A 19,979-nucleotide genomic window follows, 5' to 3' on the forward strand; every position below is an offset into this window, starting at 1 on the left:
TTATTTAAACAGCTTCGTAAATTTGTCGGTTACATCCGGGCCATGCTCGCCCATCCAGCCCCAGTCCGTCTTAAGAAGCGGAATCTCGTCCAGATTGGCGCGGTTCTCGGCCTTGATATCCGTGCGGCCCGGCAGCAGCGCAGCATCGGAAACCAGCTTCTGCGCCGAATCGGAGAGCAGGTAATCAATGAATGCTTTCGCATTCTCTTCATGTTTGGTAGACTTCAAAATCGCGGCAGGACGCGGGCTGACAACGGTACCTTCTTGCGGATAGACGATATCGATCGGCTCGCCTTTGGCCTTTGCTTTGTAAGTCATGTAGTCGACCGCGCCGGCAACAATGCTCTTAGCGCCTGTAATGACGGGATCAAGCGCCTCCTGGTTGGCCCCGGCCATGGCTACGCCATTAGCTTTGTACTGCTCGAACAGGGACCAGCCATTATCCCCTTTGTCACTTAGGTAACCTGTGATGAAGTCGAGCGCAGAACCGGACAGCGACGGATCCGGAATGTTAATTTGGTCCTTGTATTCCGGTTTGGCCAGATCGCTCCAGGAGGCAGGCGGTGTGGTTACCAGTTTCGTATTATAGGCAATGCCAAGCGCCGATGCGCTGGTGCTGAAGTAGTTACCTTCCGGGTCGGACCAATCCTTGTTCAACTTGTCCGCGTTTTTGGCTCCCGGATATGGCAGCGTCAGCCCTTCCTTTTTAAGACCTTGGGCGGATGGCAGCGAGGCGAGTATAACCACGTCCGCTACCGGATTGGATTTCTCCGCTTCCAAGCGGGCCAGAATTTTCCCTGTCGTACCCTGAAAGGTTTCCACCTTGATGCCGGATTGGGATTCAAACTCTTTGACGAGCTTGTTCGCCAGACCTTCAGGACCTGCCGTATATACGGTAAGCGTCTTATCCGCCGCCCCCGTCGTTTTGCTCTCTCCGGCAGCAATAGCTGTATCTTCAACGGCCTTATTGCCTCCGCAGCCGGCCAATGCAGCTCCAAGCGTCAATGCCAGAACCAAAGCGCTCCCTTTTTTCCATGTATTGCGTGTCATATTTACCATCTTCATTTCATCTTTTCCCCCTTGATTTGTTTTTTTGATTCGAATTTTTCAATTCTCCTTCAACCGGTGAATGCACTGCTGCGGCAAGTAGACCATGACTTCCGTCCCTTCTCTCAGCCGCTCCGGATGATAGGCCAGCCACGGTTCAGGAGACTCGTCTGTTTTCAGCTTGACCTCATACCGGTCGCCCATATAGCTTACCTGCGTAACCACGGCGGCATAGGACTCGGCCTTCTGCTCACCCTGATCAAATCGGATATGCTCCGGTCTGAACATGGATTGCCCATCCGCCAGCCAGTTGGACTTCCCGATAAACCGAGCAACGAACGAATGCTCCGGATGATTGTAGATTTCTTCCGGCGAACCTTTTTGCAGCACTTGTCCGCTATGCATGACAATTACCTCGTCCGACATGGACATGGCTTCGATTTGGTCATGCGTTACATACAGGGCTGTTAATCCCATTTCACGCACCAAGTACATCATTTCCAGGCGCATCTCATCACGCAATACCGCATCGAGCGCGCTAAGCGGCTCATCGAACAGCACCAGTCGCGGACGTGTCGCAACCGCTCTTGCGAATGCCACCCGCTGCTGCTGCCCGCCCGACAGCTGATGTGGATACCGCTGCTCCATACCGGCCAGCTTGACCTTGTCTAATGCCTCCATAACCTTGTCATGAATTCCATTTTTGCGACCGGTGGCCCGAAATCCGAAGGCTACATTTTCGAAGACAGTCATATGAGGCCACAGCGCAAAATCCTGGAACACCATCCCGAAGCCGCGCCGATGGGGCGGTACTTCTCTCGTCCCGTTGTACAGGATATCTTCACCAAAGCTGATGCTCCCAGTATCCGGGCGCTCCAGACCGGCGATCAAGCGCAGCAAGGTGGTCTTGCCGCAGCCTGACGGGCCGAGCAGTGTCGTGAACTTTCCCTGGCGGATCTTTAAGTCAGTCGGGTGAAGCGCGATATTGCCGTCAAAGCTTTTACCCAGACCGCGTATGTTCAAATCCATCTGATGATTCCCTTCCTTGCTTTTTGCATTTGGTATGTCTTTTGCTACTATCGTTCCTACAACAACTAGTGTAACTGTGGGAATGAAAGCCAGTATTACGGTAATGTAAAATGAAAATTAATTATTTCGATGAACTGCATTTACATTCATAGATTAAATCTATATATATGTCATTTTCATCATGGAATTAAATCGAGAGTTAGAGCCCCGATATTGGATCAAACAGCGGTTGGCATTATGAAATTTACTTTATAAGCAAGTTTATAAAGATTAAGGCAGGGATTTCAGATGATGAATCTTAATTTAATGAAGCTTCAAATTGTCGAGCTGCTGGAGAAACACCATAAAATCACCACAGTTGCCGACCTGTTAGGACTCAAGCAGCCTACGGTTACTTTTCATATGAAAAGTCTTGAACGTGAATTCGGGGTTAAGTTATTCGATGCCCGCATGGGCCGAATTATTTTGACTGACGCCGGATATGCCCTTCTTCACTATGCAACCAAAATCAATGCGCTTGCGGCGGAAGCCAAGCGGGTCGTAAATGATTTCGATACGCTCAGGCAGGGAGCGTTATCCATCGGGGCCAGCTATGTTCCTGCGACGTATATTTTACCGGCCGTACTCGATTCTTTTACCAAGTCCTATCCGGGCATACACATCTCGCTATCCGTCAAAACCGCTCCGGTCATCACCACAATGCTGCAGTCTCATCAGATCGATATCGGCATCATTTCAACCGGCCCTTTTCATAAAGCGCCGCTAAAAGCTCATACGTTATGCAATGACGAGCTTGTTCTGGTCTGCTCCCCTTCCCATCCGTTTGCGGAAGCCGCGGAATGGACAACGGAATTGATTGCCGCCTCCTCTTTCGTGCTGCATGGCGAGGCATCCAGTACTCGGCGTATCACGGATCAGTGGCTGGATGAGCAGGGCATTCGTCCCTTCTCCAAGCTAGAACTCGATTCCTTGGAAGCTATCAAGCAGGCGGTTATGCTCGGAGAGCATATCTCCTTCATCTCGCGTATGGCGGTTCAATCCGAGGTAGCCCGAGGCTTGCTGAAGATGTGGCCGATTCCGGACCAGCCCGCCGATCGCCAAGTATTTGTCGTTACCAATCAGGACCGGTATATGTCAGCAACGAGCAGCCGTTTCATTGAGCTGCTGGATCGGTGGCGGCTATCGTTTCAATAACCTCTCTTGGTTACCCAAGAAAAAATTTTTCTTTTTTTAACCGGAGTGCTCCATTCTTTTGATTTGGGTTTGACACTGTCCCCGTACAGTTAGGTAACGAAACATATATCCATATCAAAGGAGCTGAATTCATGAAAATTAAAGTCAAGTCGACCAAAAGATTCGTCATTGCCGCATTAAGTGCAGTCATGCTGGTTACCGGTTGGCAGTCCCCTGACAAAGCGAATGCCGCAGCCAATGCAGTTCCGTCTTATGAAGTCAAATTTTTGCTGAACGCTGATAAAGTCCTGCGTAATGGTCTTACCTTACAAGATCAGGTGGAGAATGCTTTTCAGATTGAGGAGCCGGCTGCAAAGATGCTGGTGGAATATTTTGATACAAAGTCCTTGACGCTGAACGATTCGGGCTGGAATGCGCGCTTCCGCAAAAAAGAAGACAAGAAGAAATACGAAATGACGTACAAAAAACGGTACGCAGTTGTTAACGGTGATATAAACGCTGCTTTGGACCAAGCCAATCGTGAAGGATTCAGTGCGGCTGACACGAATTACGAGGCGGAGATTGACTGGAGTTATCATAAACAGACGCTCAGCTTCTCGAATCATAAGGATGTTTCTGCTCCTAAAGGGCTGACGCTCCCAAGTGAAAAAGAGGCGCTCGATTTGCTTGTGAGCAACATTCCAGGCAAGCTCGATAAGACAAATACACCAGGGTGGGGAACAACCGCATTGAAACAAGCCTACGCGCATGGCCCTGTTTCAGTAAGCAAATATACGGGAACCTTTGATGGGCTAAAAACGGATATTGAGCTATGGCCTATTGTAAGCGCGGACGGCACTGGAACGGAGAACGTCGTTGAAATCTCGTTCAAAACCGATGACTATCAGACGGCAGCGTCCAGTCGCACTAAACTTATGGAGCTGCTGGAAGCCAAAGGTTGGCTGGTGCCTGCCGACTCACTCAAGACTAATCTGGTGTTGGAACGTTATTAAGAAGAAAACCCGCAGAATGGATAAAAACATTCAACTGCGGGTTTTGCTATGTTGTTAACAATCGAACTCCTTATTCTAAACTCAAGTTACTTATGATAGTCTTAGAATGGGTATTTTAGCCAATTAAATCAACTATAACGGATCTTTCATTTCTTTAAACTATATGAAAATGAAGAAAGGAAAACGGATATGTGGAAGAACTTTATCAATTAGCCGAGAATACTCGTGACTTTAGTCATGCAGATGAATCGGCTTCAGTTGAGGCATAGCTTTAGCTATGTTAATCAACTGACGTATGATAAGCTTAAAACGAATAAGAAGTGAGGTGAATGCCATGCCTCGACATAAAGCTTATAAGTTTCGGATCTATCCAAATCAAGAACAGCAAATATTAATCGCTAAAACTATCGGTTGTTCCAGATTTGTCTACAATCACTTTCTAAATATGTGGAATACAGCTTATTCAAATACAGGAAAAGGTCTATCTTACCCTTCTTGTTCTGCTATGCTTCCCAAAATGAAGGAGGACGTTGAGACTTGTTGGTTGAAAGAAGTCGATAGCATCGCACTCCAATCCTCTCTTTTAAACTTAGCGGATTCTTTTTCTCGTTTTTTCAAAAAACAAAATAAAAGGCCTCAATTCAAAAGTAAAAAGAATCCCGTTCAAAGCTATACTACGAAGAACGTGAATCAAAGCATTGAAATCAAAGAAAACTACGTGAAGCTACCTAAACTCGGATTCGTAAAGTTGGCTAAAAGCCGAGAACCGAAAGGACGTATACTTAATGCTACCCTTCGTAAAAATGCGAGTGGAAAATTCTTCGTCTCCATCCTGTGTGAGGAAGAAATCGATGAACTACCGAAAGTGAATTCCGCGATTGGTATTGACTTAGGTATCACAGATTTTGCAATTCTATCGGATAGTCAGAAGAAAGATAACCATAGATTCACTGCCCAGATGGAAAAGAAACTGAAACGAGAACAGCGTAAGTTGTCACGTCGTGCCTTCCTGGCTAAAAAGAAGGGAATCGACCTTTTTCATGCGGAGAACTACCAAAAACAAAAGCGAAAAGTCGCTAGACTCCACGAAAAAGTGATGAATCAACGTACCGATTTTCTAAATAAGTTAAGTACAGAAATCATCAAAAACCACGATGTGATCTGTATAGAGGACTTAAACACAAAAGGTATGTTGCGTAATCGTAAATTAGCGAAAAGCATCTCTGACGTATCCTGGTCTAGTTTTGTAGAAAAGTTACAATACAAAGCCGACTGGTACGGTCGTCAAATTGTAAAGGTAGATCCATGGTTTCCCTCAAGCCAGATTTGTTCTGAATGTGGACACCTAGATGGAAAGAAACCGCTCCACATTCGGGAATGGACTTGCCCTATTTGTCATACCCATCACGACCGTGATATCAATGCGAGCAAAAATATCTTGATTGAAGGATTGAGAATACAAGCTCTATCATAGACCAGACACAAAGAACCGTAGGTACTACGGGGATAGCTTGGTAAATAAGAGAAACCGCTGATTGTCGTGTATGCCACGATCGATCAAGTATGCTCTCTTCCCAAGAATCTCGTGACTTTAGTCATGAGAGGTTCAATTCAGGAAAGAAAAATCAAAGCGGTCGGCCATGAAACGTTCGATACCGATGCGAGCATCGACTATCAAAAAAATGGCGCTCTGTTAGCCGAGTATTTCGTACTCGAGCAAGACGCCTATCAAGTCGAGTTGATGAAGAATTTGGATAAAGTGCCGGCTACAGGCGCCATCATTTTTAACATTGTGCCCAAACCTGAAAAAGCATCCGGATTTCCGGTGCGGTCATTCGCCATTTTGCCATAAACGCAAAAAAACACGCCGTCGTCAAAAGCGAGCGTGTTTTTCTATGAGTGAGCCAAGCAGTTCGGCGTATCCGTACTTGTGTTCCAAGCCTAATGAGCATAGCGCGGACGCTTTTTAATGCCTCCCTCCTGGTCTTCATCATTAACAGTGTTCATCCAGACAATTGAAATCGGTAATGAGGCGCACGACTTGCCCCTTTTCGTTCAGGGCGAAGTAGGAAGCATAGAAACCGTCGCCCCACCCGGCTCTGAATACGGCGGCATTATGCGGTTGAGCCGGAAAAGGGACCGCCGTACAGTAATCCGAACTGATCGCTTCATCCCCTTCCAGCAGCTCGCTGAGATAGTCGTCATAATAATGTTCTCCCAGCTCTTGTTGGTGCATTATAAGCTGACGCGCGCTTTCTTCGTCCATGAAGCAGCCAAGTCCTGTATCGACCGGATAGCCAAATATTTCGCCGACCTTTAGTTCTTCAACCTTTTGTCCGGACAGAACAGCCATCTCCCAAGTCGCGACCTCATCTTCGGAAAAGCGGATTTCCGCGCAGCAGATCCGGCCATAATGCCGCTCTATATATAAATAGACTGGAAATGTTCCAACAGGCGACCTGCGGACAAATGCCGGTCTTTCCATGTTTGTCAACGGATCGGCTGCAACGATGCTGCCGGAAGGTATGTATAAATCAGACGCCCGAACGACTTCCTGCACATCAGGATGTCCTTCCCCCATGCTCAGGACGTCAAGCAACTTCCCGCCCGGCCTTCTCTGGCGGCGCAGAGCTTGCAGCGCTTCGCGGAACCTTTTTTTCACGGCCAACGTTGATGTATATTGATCCTCCGGAGCGGTTTGGAATTGGTACTGCAGTTCCCATTGCTCATTGTAGACATCGTACAGCATCTCCCACGATTGTTCCGTTATATACCAACAAACCCTCAAAATGTAATATCGCGTGCCGTCGATAAATCCTGCCTGCTTCCACTCCTGTTCGTGGCTTTGGAAGAAAAAACAGCTCCCGGAATCGTCCATTTTGATTTTGTAAAGTCTCTCGCCTTCCTGCTCCCAACCATGGAATATCTCATCAAACGCAGCGGGAAGTTCTTCGGCAAAATTCTCATAGGTTTGCTCCAGTCTTTCCCAGTCAATGACCGGCCCCCCTTCCTCAAAACGGCGAACGAGCATGCTTCTATCCGGCCAAAGACCGTCCGGCGAGGCATCATAATCAACCATAACGTCATGCAGGACGTCTTTGGCCCGGTAGGTCGAAGGGTACAGCGTCCATTGTTCGATCATCGAACCGCTTTCATTTTGAAACTTGTCGATACCATAAATATCGTTGTTTGAAATTAATACATTACTGCCGATTTTCCCGAAATACATTTCGAAATCGTCGGCAATGATGACGCCGGACTTCAATGTGCCGGCCACGACCAACTGGCCATGGTTGTAAAATCCGTACAAGCATTCGCAGCTCACATCCCCTCCTACAAAAAAGGTGGCGCCCCATAAAGCGATGTGCCTTCCGGTCAGGTCGCCAAATACAACCATTGGCGGCGAATAATCGGTATCATAAGCTTCGATAAAGGTGTCTACCATTAAGTTCGCGGCAAATATGCAGCCTGCAATTGTAAAGTTAAGTCGGTCCGCTTCCTCCATAAGCTGAGCCATATCCAGCCGCTGCAAATGCACGTTTTCTTCCGAAAGCAAATAATACGCCGGCTTCTCATCCATAAGATGAAGCCAAGCACCGTTAAGGATGTCGTACAATGGAGTATCGCGCGTGGGATGTTCGATCGCGTTCAAAAGGTTGTCCGCCTGTTTGACAGTGATGATGCGGAAAGTATGCTCAAGCAGCGTGCATGTCCGATCAATAAGGTCCTCCTGCTGCATTAGCGCCTGCATATACTGTTCCTTCATCTTCTTAAATGCCTCACTCTCGGCATTTTGCCGCTCTCTCTCTTGAACGTATTGTTTGTTATCATACCGCACCTTTGCATTAAGGCGCTCGAAATAACGAAGAGCCTTCTTCAGTGTATTCGTGTCGCCGGGCCATAGCGGTTTGACAGCTTTTTCATGACCGTTGCCTTCCTGGCAATACAAACCGACCGTTTTGTTTCCCTGTTCGTCAACGTCAATATCATAATGGAAAAAGAGCATATCCTCCTCGCCGTTTTCATTGGTGCTCTCTTCTCCAACGGTGAGGCGGGCCGGGCCCTGCTCCGGGAGGCGAAACCCGTAAAACAGCCTGCCATCCCAATAACCGTTTTTGTCCATATCATAATAATCGTTGTAATTTTCCTTAACGAGCGGCAATGTCAAAATATCTTCGATGGTTTGTACGGTAACCGCTGCACGCAGCTTATCATATTCAGTCAAAATAAGTCCCCCGTTCGGCATCTCCGTGTTGATCTGGATGCATCGCTACATCTGATTCCGTTTTTCGGCATAACTGTTTTTAACCGGTTCATACCACCAATCAAGAAACTGCCCCCACCCTTGCTCCGCAAGACTATTGTCGAGCACTTCGTACCCCGTTTCAAATTCCTCCTCGGCAGGCAATCGGGTCAGACCGTAATCATTGTTATATTCGTAAGCGCGGGTTTCTATGACCAGGCTTCGTATCGCCTGAAAATATGGATTTGCCATGACCTCTTGGGGGCTATAGGTAACCTGCTCCATCCCGGCCTCCGAACGTTTCATTTGCCATTCCGTATCCAGCGCATTCAGGATGGCATAGGCAGCCATGATCGGATACCATATGCTGATCAGAATCATCGCATCCTGTTTGCGCGCTTCCGGCAGCATCATGTTGATGATCTCTTCGAGCGGAATTTCGCGAGGCGGCTCGGCATCCTGTCCGGTTAATTTGCCGGCGTTTACAAATAGCTGCCAAAGCTCGCTGCCTGCATCAAAATACAGCATGCCGACATGCTGCAGATGATCGGGGATCTGATCTATATCATTCGGTCCCCAAGCTTCCATCGGATGGCAATAGATACCTACCTCGGGGTTGGTCTCCTCGTCCCACTCCCTGTCGGGATGACGCAGCATGTACTTCTGTTTTTTCAATCCGTCAAAATATTCCTTATGCCGTTCGTATTCCGGATGCTCCATTACCGGAAAGGCATATGTATACCGGTGTTTCAACAGCGGAGCAAGAACGTGAAAATGTTGGAACGAAGCGTCCCATCTGCCCACAAAACGAGCCAGGGAATGATATATGGAACGCATATCCAATGTGTTGCCGAGAGGGCTCTCGTCCAAAACAAGAACAGCGCCGTCAACCGCGCCCTCTATTTCGTGCATACCCATCAAGCTTCAATCCTTTCCGTTTGTCAAATGGTTAAAAATTTAACTATCATATATCGATTGCCCGGCTACTGTCGGGAGTGGTCAGACGCAATCATGCGTTTTTGGATCATTTTCCGCTCAGAAAATAATCTTGCACAATCACTCCTTTTAAGAACTTAATTTAAGTATAGACGAATCTATGACTATATCAAATCATAACCGTTAGCTTATGTTTGATACATATTCCAATGCCGTTGAGGGGGTTACATTCACTTTTACAACTACGAACGATTACAAGTAAAACTAAACAGCCTCAGTCCGATTAAATTTTCGGACCAAGGCCGCTTAATTGTTGTTGGGGCTGTCTACTTGGCATGGTGCAGTTTAGGACTCATGATGAGCATCTTCTTCGGATAGCCTTTGCGTACTACGCCAAAGCTATTGCTTGCCGCCGGCCCACACATCCTTGGCGTAACGGCCTTCGGCTCCGAGACGGTCCAGCCATTCCGAAGCCTCAGACTCGCTCATGCCGTGAACCGTCCGGTATGCCTTGAGCAATGCTTGCTCAACATCCGGCGCCATCTTGCCTCCATCTCCGCATATATAGAAATGACCGCCCTGATCCAATAAGGCAACGAGCTCCTCTGCCCGCTCCGGCTGCCCCATCACATGCTGCACATACGTCTTCCCCTGGCCCTCTTTTCGGGAATAAGCCTTATAGACGTTCACGATGCCTTCTTGTTCGTATTGCTCCAATTCCTCAGAATAAATATCGTCCGTCTCATTGCGGCAGCCAAAGTAAAGACATGCTTGACCAAGCTGCTCCCCTGCCTTCTGCAGCACGCTCCGTGCCTGCAAAAACCCGCGGAAGGGCGCGATTCCAACGCCCGGTCCAACCATAATGACCGGCGTTGCCGGATTGGGCGGCAGTTGAAAGCCCGATTCCGGCGTGCGGATGAACATCAGAATCGAATCTCCTTCTTCCGTGCCGGCCAAAAAGTTCGAAGCCACCCCCCGGTACTCCGTCTTGCCATTCCAGGCCGGCTCACGTACGACGCTGACTGTTATGCTAAGCTGCTCGGGCTGTTCACTAGGCGAACTGGAGATCGAATAATATCTCGCTTTAAGCGGCGGAAGCAGCTCTAGAAATCGCTCGAACGACAATTCGCAAGCTGCATATTGCTCTAATAAATCCAGCATCGTTACACGTTTTTGCAAAATATGTTCACGATAAGCCTCTTCTTCCAGCAATGCTTCCAGTTCACGCTTGTGAGGCGGGCATTCCGTCGCGGCAGCCAGTTCCCGCAGTTGGGCCCGAGTCGCGGCATCCTGGAGTTCAACACTGCAGCTCAGCAGCTCGAACAATTTGACAGGACGATCTAACGGCAAGTGGGCCATGCTCAGCCCAGTCGTCGTCAGCAAAACATGATCATTGCCGTTCAAATGAAAGCGTTGTAGAACTCGATTCACGAGTTCCTTTCGGTTGCGCGCAAATACCCCTAAATGATCGCCTTCACGGTACGTCACGCCTGCAGGCAATTTAATTTCAATATGTCGGGTACTTCTCTCTTCCGCCCCTCGCTGCAGTTCTCTGTTCATTACAACCTTCGCATAATAGGCATTGTAGGTACCAGCCAGAGGCGCTTCCATCTCGCCATCCACAACTTGCAGCGATAAAGTAGGGGATGTCTTCTTTGCCGTTTCATTAACAGCCAACCCCAATGTATGCATTACTGTCGGCCACAACTCTTCCCGCCATGCTTCAACCTGATTTTCGAAATCGCCGCTCACGTCGCCTTCGCCAAGTTCCGCTACTCGCTGCGCGCCTTTGGAAGCCATCAGTTCATCGATCAATTTCGGTACTTTTTGAAAAGTGCTCGCCCAGTTGCGGTCGCCGCAACCAAAGACGCAATAACGGACTCCCGCCAAATCGCCGGCAGGTATATCCTCTAACCATTGCACAAATTCACGAGCATTGTTGGAAGGTTGCCCGTTGTATGAAGAGGTCACCATATATACGATTCCTTCCTTCGGCAGCTTGCCGGCATAATCGTTTAATGACGCGACCACGGATTTAAAGCCTTGATTACGTCCGGTATCGGCAAGTTCCCGCGCGATCCCTTCGGCTGTACCAAGATCCGATCCATACAAAACTAATAACGGCGTGTTATGCAGGTCACCCGCGGATATCTCTTGTTGGCCATTCGCCGTTTCCTCTGCTGCCGCTTGAGCCGGTGATTTCGAATCATTGCCGCTTCCCACGACAAAATACCCCTTTTGTATACTGCGGGGACGAACTTTTATTTTAAAATTGTCAGGTTTCAGCGTTAATGACTCTCTAACTTTCAGCTTATAACGGGTATGGTCGATCAGCTCGAAATTTTTCAGAATAAGTCCCAGCACCAGCGTAGCCTCTTGCAAAGCGAACTGTTGACCGATACAGGCCCTCTGGCCAAGTCCGAACGGCTTATAGGCATCATGAGGCACCTTGCTCGGATCTTCGAATCGTTCCGGCCGGAATATTTCGGCGTCTTCTCCCCATGCCGCAACATCGCGATGGAGCTGTGGAACAAGCACCAGCAGATTCTCACCTTTTTTCAAATCGTATTTGCCTGCCAGCAGCGTATCTTCTTTCACTTCCAGATTGAATGCCGGAGCGGTAGGCCACATACGCAGCGATTCATCCAAAATCATCCGCACATATTTCAGATTTTTCACTTGTTCGAACGTCGGCACTGGATCTGTGAGAATCCGGTCCACCTCTTCATACCCTTTTTGCAGTTTATCCGGATGGTTCAACAAATAGTAGAGGGCGAACGAAAGCAGGCCGCTCGTTGTCTCATGTCCGGCTATTAAAAAAGTAATAATCTGATAACGAATATTCGCATCATCCAAAGCTTCGCCTGTCTCGGGATCTTTGCCTTTCAACATATGGGCCAATAAATCGGCCTCTCCTTGCGAACCGCGGGCTTTGCGTTCGGCAATGATTTTGTCCACCAGCGTAAACATATATTCGATGTCCTGATTGAATTGTCTTCTCGTCTTGACCATTAATTTGTCCTGGATGCCGAGACGCTGCGCCTGACTAAGCGACTCATCCAGCGCTCTCACCATGCTTGTGACGAATGGGTGGGATTCCTCGCGATAAAAACTGTTGAACCGGTAATTAAAACCGCATAAACCGATCGTATCGAGGGCGAGCCTCGTCATATCCTCAGGTACATCGATCTGCTCCTCCGGATTTGTCCGCGACCATTTCTGAATAAGCTGCATCGCCAAATCCAGCATCATGTCAAAATAACCGCGCATCGCCGTCCGGCTAAAGCTCGGCAGCAAAATATTGTGAGCTTTGCTCCAGTTTGGATCATTCGTCTCGGACGTAAATAATCCGTCTCCTGCATAAGCACGTACCTTTTCCAACGTAGTCTTCTCCACCACTTTACCGAACCGCGGCGAGTTGCCCACTTCTTTCATCAACTCATAACCGGACACAATGTAGAAATTGCCAAACGGAAGCTTCATACGGAAAATCTCGCCATACTCATCAGCCAGATTCATAAATGACTGAAGCGGCGTGTCGGCATTGATTTGCGGAACATTCCCAAGCGGTCCGTATGTTTTAGGTTGTGGAATCGCGATCGTCATCACTAACTATACCTCCCAATCGTCATATTATAGGAATGAACGTTCATTCCGATCTCGGCATAGTACGGCGATATTGACTATATTGCCGTACTAGCTGTGCCAGATCCGCCATCTCTAATGGACTTTAAGCGCATTCCAGCAGCATTCCTCAACACCGGCGAACAGTTCGTCTGTTTGCTTCAAATCGCCGTCTCTGATCACTAGAAACAGCTTAACGATTGGTCCGTAAAAAAGCGGAATCAGCGCATCAGGCGGAAGTTGCACGATTATGCCTTGCTGTTGCCCTCTCTTTAAAAAGCGGCGCAGGAAATCGAGCAGCTCAATAAACTTGCTTTGGCTTTCTTCATCTAATAAGCGCGGGTCCATATGGGAATCGATAAACGTTAACGCTTCATTATTTTCCTGGCCAAAGCGGGTCAACCGGTGGAAAATATGATGGAACTGCTCGCGCACTGAAGCCGATTCGGGAAAACCGTCCGACAATGCCTGAATAATCTGTCCTACGCATTCCCGAAATAATGAATTGAGCAGCACCTCTTTATTTTCAAAATAGCGATAAATCGTGCCTGCGCCAACTTGTGCCTTCTCTGCAATCATCGGAACCGTCGTCGCATCAAACCCGCGTTCTGTAAATAGCATCAAGGAAGCTTGCATAATATCTTCTTTCTTGTTTGTTGTCACTTCGATCCCCCCCCGTATGCGGAATGAACGTTCATTCTCATATTACAATAGTGCCCTTGTCTGCTGCAAGAGCCGCATCCCGCAAACCTAAAGGTTTCGCAAAATCGCAACAATAAATATTTGATAAAAATTAGTCCAACCTATTTCCGGATATTTTGAGATGAACTTATGTTTGATATATATTCCAATGCCGTTGTTCCGTATACGTTTTTAAAATGCCTGTTTAAATGAGACAAATCGACAAATCCGCATGCGGTGACCGCCGCGTAGATATCCTTGTTTTTTTCGATCAGCCGCTTGGCATGTTCAACTTTGCTGTTTAAAAAGAATCGGTACGGGGAAATTCCGGTGTCCGCTTTAAAGGCCCTGATAAATTGATATTTTGACATTCCGAGCTCGGTAGAAATTTCATCCAGCCTTAATACGCCGTCTAAACTGAAGTAGATCATTTCCTTTGCTTTATTGATGAGCATATCGCTTTTTCTGAACGCGCTGCTCATTTCAATATGAGAAAAATGATCCGCAAGGTTTAGCAGCAATTCGCTGCAGAGAGCTTCGTCTTTACCGCTAAATACCGCATGGGCCAGGTTTAATAAGCTTTGCTCAAGTCCACGATGATACACGACGGGAGAAGAGAACTTGACCACGTCTTTTTTCCCGACCAGCTCCAAAAATAAGGCAGGTTTGATATACACCATAACGTAATCAATGCCTGTTTTATCCTGCGACCTTCCATCATGGACTTGTTCCGGATGAAAAAGCATCACCCCGTTTTGATAGGACGACTGAAAACTTCCATCCAAATGATACTGCTGGACGCCGCGTAAAGTGACGCCCAGAGCATATTCCTCATGGCTGTGTTTTGCATATTGAAATTCAGATAGACTCGCAGACAGAGCAGTAATTCCTGCCGATTTTTTGTAAATAAATTTGTCCATATCCATCTACCTCATCCATCTACTTCTGATTATTTCAAGATTCCCGATACCTCGACTGCTGAATAAACCAATAGTCCGGCTAAGACCATATTCGTAACCTTTTGATATTTTTTCAAAAATCTTTTAAACACCGTACCAAAAAATGCCCATGTGCCAAATGCCAAAAAGGCAATGATGGTAATCACGATAACAAATATCAGCAAAATAAACGACGACTTATAGTAAGGCATAACATAGCTTGGAATGACTGTCATTGTAAACAGCCAAATCTTAGGATTTGCGAATTGCATCAGGAATCCTGAGATAAAGGTGGCAGCTTGGCCCGACGTCTCCCCCGATACGTTCATTTTGTATACTTGATAAGCAAGGTACAGCATATAAAGGCAGCCGATAATCTGCATAAAAACCAATATTTTCGGCAAAATGGATGCCAGCATACTATTGAGTAAAACGGAAACAGCCAGCAATATGCCAAAGGCCGCGCTTGCACCCAAAATGTACCGAAATATCTCTTTGAACCTGGCATGATGCGCTATGGACAAGATCGCAATATTCGTCGGCCCAGGCGTAAATGTAACAATAAAGCAGTAGATCAAAAAAGATGTAATGTTCATAAAAATACCTCCTGTATTCTTATGAATGTTACTCTTTTCCGTTCTTACCCGTATAGTACAATATTGCAGATTTGCAATGCTACACCGCTAATATTTGAGTTTTAAATCATTGTCGAGTTATCCCGGTTTCCTTCTTTAATCCATTTTGGTACAGCTCATAAAAATGATGCGTTGGCCCATGCCCTTTTCCAATCGATAAGGAATGCTGTATCGCGATCGTCACATACTCCTTTGCTTGTCGCACCGCTTCCTGCAATCCGAACTCCAGCGCGAGATTGGATGCAATTGCGGATGAATAAGTGCAGCCTGTGCCATGTGTATTTTTTGTTTCGATTCGCTGCGCGTCAAACGCATAAAATTCATTCCCGTCGAACAATATATCCAGCGCGCTTCCTGCAGCATGACCGCCTTTGACCAGGACATTTTTACAGCCCATTTCATGAATCGCCATCGCCGATTTTTTCATATCTTCGACATTGCGGATTTCCATGCTGGAGATTTTTTCGGCTTCAGGGATATTAGGAGTTAGCAGGTCGGCTATCGGTATGACCGTCTTGATTAGCGTGTCTATTGCATCCGGGTTCATCAGCGGGCAGCCGTTTTTCGCATACATCACCGGGTCAATAACGATGTTGGCGGGAGCATATTGTTTTAGCTTTTCTGCTACAGCTTCCATGCATTCGGGCTGCGGGAGCATGCCTATTTTCACGGCATCCACTTCTATATCCTCAAAAACGGCATCGATTTGTTTTTCAATAATATCCGGCCTGATGTCCTGAAGGTCAATGACCCTGCTCGTATTTTCCGCTACCACCGACACAATGACGCTCATTCCAAAAACGCCATGAGCCGAAAAGGTTTTTAAGTCGGCTTGAATTCCGGCGCCCCCGCTGCAATCCGAACCGGCAATACTGAGTACTTTTTTCATGACCAAAACTCCTTTTCCGTTTGAAATTAAATAACCCCGCAAAGTGAAGCCTATGCTTCGATACTTATTCCAAATACTTAGCGGAGACCCAAAAAACTTGTAAATTCTATAAAATAAGAAAAACGTCTATCGACGTATTTTCATAGAAGACAGACCGCGCTTAGAGATAGTTTTTCTTGCGATTATAGAATTGTTCAGCTTCGCTGAAAATTTATAAATTCTATAATCTTAAAAAAAGCCCTTGTCCAATTTTGGGCAAGGGTAAAACAACATAGATCCAAGTGTCATTTGCTTCCCTACGCCAGTATTAACTAACAGGTTCAAAGGGTCAGGTTTTAACCTTCTCAACTGCGAACAGTCCCCCCGCAAAACAAATAGTCATATTCAGTTTTAGCTGATTGAAATAAAAAAGAGCGCTTCCCCAGGTTCATTGAAAGCGCTCTAATCAAATACATATAATAGACGTATGTAAATGATTTGCTTCCCTACGCCGGTATTAACCAACAGGTTCAAAGGGTCAGGTTTTACCTTCTCAACTGCGAACAGTCCCCCCGCAAATGACTATATATATTACAACACGCGTATTTTAAAAAGTCAAACTGGAAGATTCAAAATCCAATTCTCCGCATCATCCTTGGTTTCAAAAACTCTAAATTGATTAGATGTATCATTCAAGATTGGGAAAGGCCGATGTTTACTTAAACCCATCTATAATTTCATGAATTTGTTTAATATGTCTTTGTTCATGCAAGTAAAGTGATTTAACCCATTCAATCAATAACATCTCTTTAAAGACTGGATGCATTGAATGTCTTCGACTTAACGCTGATGGATCTTCGAGCGCGTTTAACATGTCAAATAACTTCTGCCTGGAATGATTGAGTTTTGCAATGATTTCTTCATATTCCAAAATATCATCCGTTGGTTTTGCGATGTCAGGAGCTTCTAACTTTTTACTTCGATCAAGCAGAAAATCTAATGGTTTATTTTCTATAAGTGAATCTTCTTTGCTCTTTAATCCTCTTCGTATTGCCGCAACATATAACTCTTCTGTTCTAGACAGATGTTGACATACCTGACTTATACTCCAGCTGGATGAGTCTTTCTTCGTGTTCAATTCGTTTTCACTCAATCCACTAAGTATTCCTAGTAACTCGTTTCTTGTTTCTTTTAATTCGGGAATGATTTCTTGAAGTTCCATGGAAAACGCCCCTTTTTTAAGATTTTAGAATTTATAAATTTTCTTGCTACGCTGAACAATTCTATAATCGCAAGAAAAACATCCGCTAAATGCGGTCTGTCTTCCTAGAAAGTACGTCGATAGACGTTTTTCTTATTTTTTGCGTGTATTTCATATAACCTCCGTACGAGTGGCACCAAATTTAATTTTTTATGTATTCAAGACCTATTAATTTATGTATTCGCAACCTTCGAGAAATATCCTCTAATGGATAAATCTGGGATGGTTATTTTAGCAATGTTTTTTCCATGCTCCAAATCCCTTCATACAGAGAAATAACTAGAAATTCTCGCCAGGGCCTTTCATTCAAAATCAACTTGTTGTATAATCCATAACAAAATAACGTTAGATGGTGATCGAATGACAAATAATTATTCTATATCCATAGAACAATATCCGGCATATGAGTTAATTGTGAGCTTGTATACATTCATTTACAACCGCAAGCTGAAAACAATCGACTTAAAAGACCAATGGGTCAAAGAAACCAAAGGAAATTTACCGCCCCATTTAATCTGCAAGTTGGAAGACGAAAGATGGGAAGTTTTACACCGCATTGTGTTATTAATTTCGCAGTGCAGCGAAAAAGAAACGGTGGATGCCTTTTTAAAATGGTTTGAAGGAGTTTCCGCAGGTGAGCTCTATGAAAGATTAGCCCCTTGGGTGGATACGATTTCGACCGATTTGGGAACGATCCGCGATAAAACAGTGGAGATTCTTCATGAATGGAATGAATATTACTTTAAGAATGTTAAGCCTGCGATCCATGCTTTATTAAAACAAGATGCCAAAGACAAACATGGCAAAGTCGGTTCTTATCAACCCATCGACCTCATTGAAGAGGCCACAAATGGACTCAGAATCGAAAAGTCGGACCAGTTAAACCGGGTTGTACTAATCCCGCAATATCACTGCTCGCCCGTCACGATTTTGGATTTTTTCAATGGCATCGCGACATGTCTATATCCCGTAAGGAATCCTTCTGAATTTGACCCAACCAAAGAAATGATTAGCGCTTTGCAATGCCTGGGAGACGAAACAAGGCTGAAAATGTTACTGTATGTGGCGGAGCAGCCCCGAACATTGATCGATCTTCATAAACATTTCGGGTTAGCCAAAAGTACAATTCATCATCATATTGCCCATTTAAGGCGTGAAGGAGCAATTCGCAGTCATTTCATGGGAAGCTCGACGCCTGCATTTTACAGCTTAAGAAAGAGTTTTATCTCGAAATTCTCAGATGATTTTACAAAATTGTTTGAGAATCATGGGGAAGCTCAGGTATGAAAAAGCTAAAATGTTATTTAAAAGAATACCATCCGATCGTACACAGTTTAATATTTGGAACAGTCCTGATCTCGTTAACAAGTTCGATGAGTCTGCCTTTTTTGGCTATCTATTTAAGCGGCTTTAAAGAACTCAGTTTCTCCAAAATCGGTTTCATTATTGGTGTAGGCTCATTAGCCGGTACTTTCTGCGGCCTGATCGGAGGGGTATTGTCCGATTTTATCGGAAGGAATAAACTGTTAATTCTTTCATTGCTGGGATTAGGCGTTGCTTTCATAGGCTTTATTTCTACCTCCAACCTTGGTTTATTAATTAGCTTTAGTATCGTTAGAGGGGTTTCCCAAGCCTTTTTCGGGACCATATCCAAAGCATTAATGGCTGACTTCACTCCGGAATCCAAAAGATTTCGGATGTTCTCCAACCGCTATTTCGCCTCCAATTTGGGATTTGCAGCCGGTCCCGTCATCGGAGCATTGCTCGGAATCGGCGGCAATATGATTGCTTTTGTATTGACGTCGGTCATTTACTTTGGTTACGCGTTGTCTTTAATGATGATGCTAAAATCCGTTCCTAATAGCGGTTCTAAAGCAGAGGTTCATGACGAAGAACGCATTCATCCATCTCTTTTATGGAAGGTCCTGCGAAGTGATGTCCCTTTGCTGCTTTTTATCATCGGAGGCATCCTGTTAACTACGGTCCATGGCCAAATGTCAGTCACACTCTCGCAATATTTGCAAGACCATTTCATGGATGGGGTCACTTTGTTCGCTCTGCTAATGAGCTTAAATGGGGTCACGGTCATTCTCTTTCAACTTCCATTGTCGAGATGGTCGGAACGATACAGCTTATTTCATAGAATTCTGCTTGGATGCATTTTGTTCGCATGCGGGGAAATTGGTTTTGCCTTTTCTTCTAACTGGGCTTTGTTCATCGTTTCCATGTTCATTTTCACACTCGGCGAAATCCTTGTCATACCGGCTGAATATGCTCAGGTGGATGAAATAACTCCAAATGAATTAAGAGGTACGTATTATGGCGCGCAAAGTTTAAATGAATTTGGCAATTTCCTTGGACCATGGTTTGGAGGAGTGCTCTTAACCCGGTACAATGGAACCGTTATGTTTCTTTTTATGGGCTGCGTCTCTCTGGTAAGCGTGTATTTCTTTTTTGCAGGTAAAAGAAGATATAACAAGAAAACAAAGTCGGCAATCGATTCAGGGAAATTTTTCGCATAATATTTTTCC

Annotated in this window: 15 protein-coding genes, 1 pseudogene and 2 riboswitches; of the genes and pseudogenes, 6 read left to right on the forward strand and 10 right to left on the reverse strand. The window is 45.8% G+C overall.

Going from position 1 to position 19,979, the window contains the following annotated elements; genetic code table 11:
• Positions 1-1,059, reverse strand: coding sequence for an ABC transporter substrate-binding protein (locus L6442_RS16935; RefSeq protein WP_212979352.1), 1,059 nt, complete (start codon positions 1,057-1,059; stop codon positions 1-3).
• Positions 1,060-1,107: 48 nt separating this feature from the next.
• Complete coding sequence (locus tag L6442_RS16940; RefSeq protein ID WP_212979337.1) at positions 1,108-2,076, reverse strand: ABC transporter ATP-binding protein; 969 nt, start codon at positions 2,074-2,076, stop codon at positions 1,108-1,110.
• 291 nt (positions 2,077-2,367) lie between these two features.
• On the opposite strand from L6442_RS16940, the gene L6442_RS16945 reads away from it, so the two are divergent.
• The 4 genes and pseudogenes from L6442_RS16945 to L6442_RS16960 form a co-directional block, all read left to right on the forward strand.
• Complete coding sequence (locus tag L6442_RS16945; protein ID WP_212979353.1) at positions 2,368-3,270, forward strand: LysR family transcriptional regulator; 903 nt, start codon at positions 2,368-2,370, stop codon at positions 3,268-3,270.
• Between the two features lie 131 nt (positions 3,271-3,401).
• Positions 3,402-4,262: a hypothetical protein gene (locus tag L6442_RS16950; RefSeq protein ID WP_212979338.1), complete on the forward strand. Its 861-nt coding sequence runs from the start codon at positions 3,402-3,404 to the stop codon at positions 4,260-4,262.
• Between the two features lie 334 nt (positions 4,263-4,596).
• Positions 4,597-5,736 (forward strand): IS200/IS605 family element RNA-guided endonuclease TnpB, encoded by a 1,140-nt coding sequence (gene tnpB, locus L6442_RS16955; RefSeq protein ID WP_237099955.1) that lies wholly within the window; start codon positions 4,597-4,599, stop codon positions 5,734-5,736.
• A 141-nt stretch (positions 5,737-5,877) separates the two neighbouring features.
• A pseudogene (locus L6442_RS16960) lies at positions 5,878-6,114 on the forward strand (cyclase family protein); the annotation flags it as partial.
• A 141-nt stretch (positions 6,115-6,255) separates the two neighbouring features.
• Here L6442_RS16960 and L6442_RS16965 read toward each other — a convergent pair.
• The 8 genes from L6442_RS16965 to L6442_RS17000 all read right to left on the reverse strand — a co-directional run bounded on the left by L6442_RS16965 (position 6,256) and on the right by L6442_RS17000 (position 17,409).
• Complete coding sequence (locus L6442_RS16965) at positions 6,256-8,487, reverse strand: DUF4241 domain-containing protein (RefSeq protein WP_212981079.1); 2,232 nt, start codon at positions 8,485-8,487, stop codon at positions 6,256-6,258.
• Positions 8,488-8,532: 45 nt separating this feature from the next.
• Positions 8,533-9,423 (reverse strand): hypothetical protein, encoded by an 891-nt coding sequence (locus L6442_RS16970; protein WP_212981080.1) that lies wholly within the window; start codon positions 9,421-9,423, stop codon positions 8,533-8,535.
• Positions 9,424-9,840: 417 nt separating this feature from the next.
• The gene (locus L6442_RS16975) at positions 9,841-13,047 is read right to left on the reverse strand and encodes a bifunctional cytochrome P450/NADPH--P450 reductase (protein ID WP_212981124.1); all 3,207 of its coding nucleotides are present in this window, start codon (positions 13,045-13,047) and stop codon (positions 9,841-9,843) included.
• A 114-nt stretch (positions 13,048-13,161) separates the two neighbouring features.
• Positions 13,162-13,728: a TetR/AcrR family transcriptional regulator gene (locus tag L6442_RS16980; protein WP_212981081.1), complete on the reverse strand. Its 567-nt coding sequence runs from the start codon at positions 13,726-13,728 to the stop codon at positions 13,162-13,164.
• Positions 13,729-13,868: 140 nt separating this feature from the next.
• Positions 13,869-14,666: an AraC family transcriptional regulator gene (locus tag L6442_RS16985; protein ID WP_212981082.1), complete on the reverse strand. Its 798-nt coding sequence runs from the start codon at positions 14,664-14,666 to the stop codon at positions 13,869-13,871.
• A 29-nt stretch (positions 14,667-14,695) separates the two neighbouring features.
• The gene (locus L6442_RS16990) at positions 14,696-15,280 is read right to left on the reverse strand and encodes a LysE family translocator (protein WP_212981083.1); all 585 of its coding nucleotides are present in this window, start codon (positions 15,278-15,280) and stop codon (positions 14,696-14,698) included.
• A 106-nt stretch (positions 15,281-15,386) separates the two neighbouring features.
• Positions 15,387-16,208, reverse strand: coding sequence for a bifunctional hydroxymethylpyrimidine kinase/phosphomethylpyrimidine kinase (gene thiD, locus L6442_RS16995; RefSeq protein WP_212981084.1), 822 nt, complete (start codon positions 16,206-16,208; stop codon positions 15,387-15,389).
• 275 nt (positions 16,209-16,483) lie between these two features.
• Positions 16,484-16,583: riboswitch (TPP riboswitch) on the reverse strand.
• An 89-nt stretch (positions 16,584-16,672) separates the two neighbouring features.
• A riboswitch (TPP riboswitch) is annotated at positions 16,673-16,771 on the reverse strand.
• A 131-nt stretch (positions 16,772-16,902) separates the two neighbouring features.
• Positions 16,903-17,409, reverse strand: coding sequence for a DinB family protein (locus L6442_RS17000; RefSeq protein ID WP_212981085.1), 507 nt, complete (start codon positions 17,407-17,409; stop codon positions 16,903-16,905).
• Positions 17,410-17,808: 399 nt separating this feature from the next.
• On the opposite strand from L6442_RS17000, the gene L6442_RS17005 reads away from it, so the two are divergent.
• Positions 17,809-18,735, forward strand: coding sequence for an ArsR/SmtB family transcription factor (locus L6442_RS17005; protein WP_212981086.1), 927 nt, complete (start codon positions 17,809-17,811; stop codon positions 18,733-18,735).
• Positions 18,732-19,970: an MDR family MFS transporter gene (locus L6442_RS17010; RefSeq protein ID WP_212981087.1), complete on the forward strand. Its 1,239-nt coding sequence runs from the start codon at positions 18,732-18,734 to the stop codon at positions 19,968-19,970. The genes L6442_RS17005 and L6442_RS17010 overlap by 4 nt, the downstream gene beginning before the upstream one ends.
• Positions 19,971-19,979 lie beyond the last annotated feature (9 nt).

The sequence above is a fragment of the Paenibacillus azoreducens genome (assembly GCF_021654775.1).
In the GTDB taxonomy this organism is placed as follows: domain Bacteria; phylum Bacillota; class Bacilli; order Paenibacillales; family Paenibacillaceae; genus Paenibacillus_AQ; species Paenibacillus_AQ azoreducens.

What these genes read in the sequence shown, in the direction of transcription:
- L6442_RS16935 (WP_212979352.1), bottom strand. Translation starts at nt 1,059, where the DNA reads ATGGTAAATATGACACGCAATACATGGAAAAAAGGGAGCGCTTTGGTT.
- L6442_RS16940 (WP_212979337.1), bottom strand. Translation starts at nt 2,076, where the DNA reads ATGGATTTGAACATACGCGGTCTGGGTAAAAGCTTTGACGGCAATATC.
- L6442_RS16945 (WP_212979353.1), top strand. Translation starts at nt 2,368, where the DNA reads ATGAATCTTAATTTAATGAAGCTTCAAATTGTCGAGCTGCTGGAGAAA.
- L6442_RS16950 (WP_212979338.1), top strand. Translation starts at nt 3,402, where the DNA reads ATGAAAATTAAAGTCAAGTCGACCAAAAGATTCGTCATTGCCGCATTA.
- tnpB (WP_237099955.1), top strand. Translation starts at nt 4,597, where the DNA reads ATGCCTCGACATAAAGCTTATAAGTTTCGGATCTATCCAAATCAAGAA.
- L6442_RS16970 (WP_212981080.1), bottom strand. Translation starts at nt 9,423, where the DNA reads ATGGGTATGCACGAAATAGAGGGCGCGGTTGACGGCGCTGTTCTTGTT.
- L6442_RS16975 (WP_212981124.1), bottom strand. Translation starts at nt 13,047, where the DNA reads ATGACGATCGCGATTCCACAACCTAAAACATACGGACCGCTTGGGAAT.
- L6442_RS16985 (WP_212981082.1), bottom strand. Translation starts at nt 14,666, where the DNA reads ATGGACAAATTTATTTACAAAAAATCGGCAGGAATTACTGCTCTGTCT.
- L6442_RS16990 (WP_212981083.1), bottom strand. Translation starts at nt 15,280, where the DNA reads ATGAACATTACATCTTTTTTGATCTACTGCTTTATTGTTACATTTACG.
- thiD (WP_212981084.1), bottom strand. Translation starts at nt 16,208, where the DNA reads ATGAAAAAAGTACTCAGTATTGCCGGTTCGGATTGCAGCGGGGGCGCC.
- L6442_RS17000 (WP_212981085.1), bottom strand. Translation starts at nt 17,409, where the DNA reads ATGGAACTTCAAGAAATCATTCCCGAATTAAAAGAAACAAGAAACGAG.
- L6442_RS17005 (WP_212981086.1), top strand. Translation starts at nt 17,809, where the DNA reads ATGACAAATAATTATTCTATATCCATAGAACAATATCCGGCATATGAG.
- L6442_RS17010 (WP_212981087.1), top strand. Translation starts at nt 18,732, where the DNA reads ATGAAAAAGCTAAAATGTTATTTAAAAGAATACCATCCGATCGTACAC.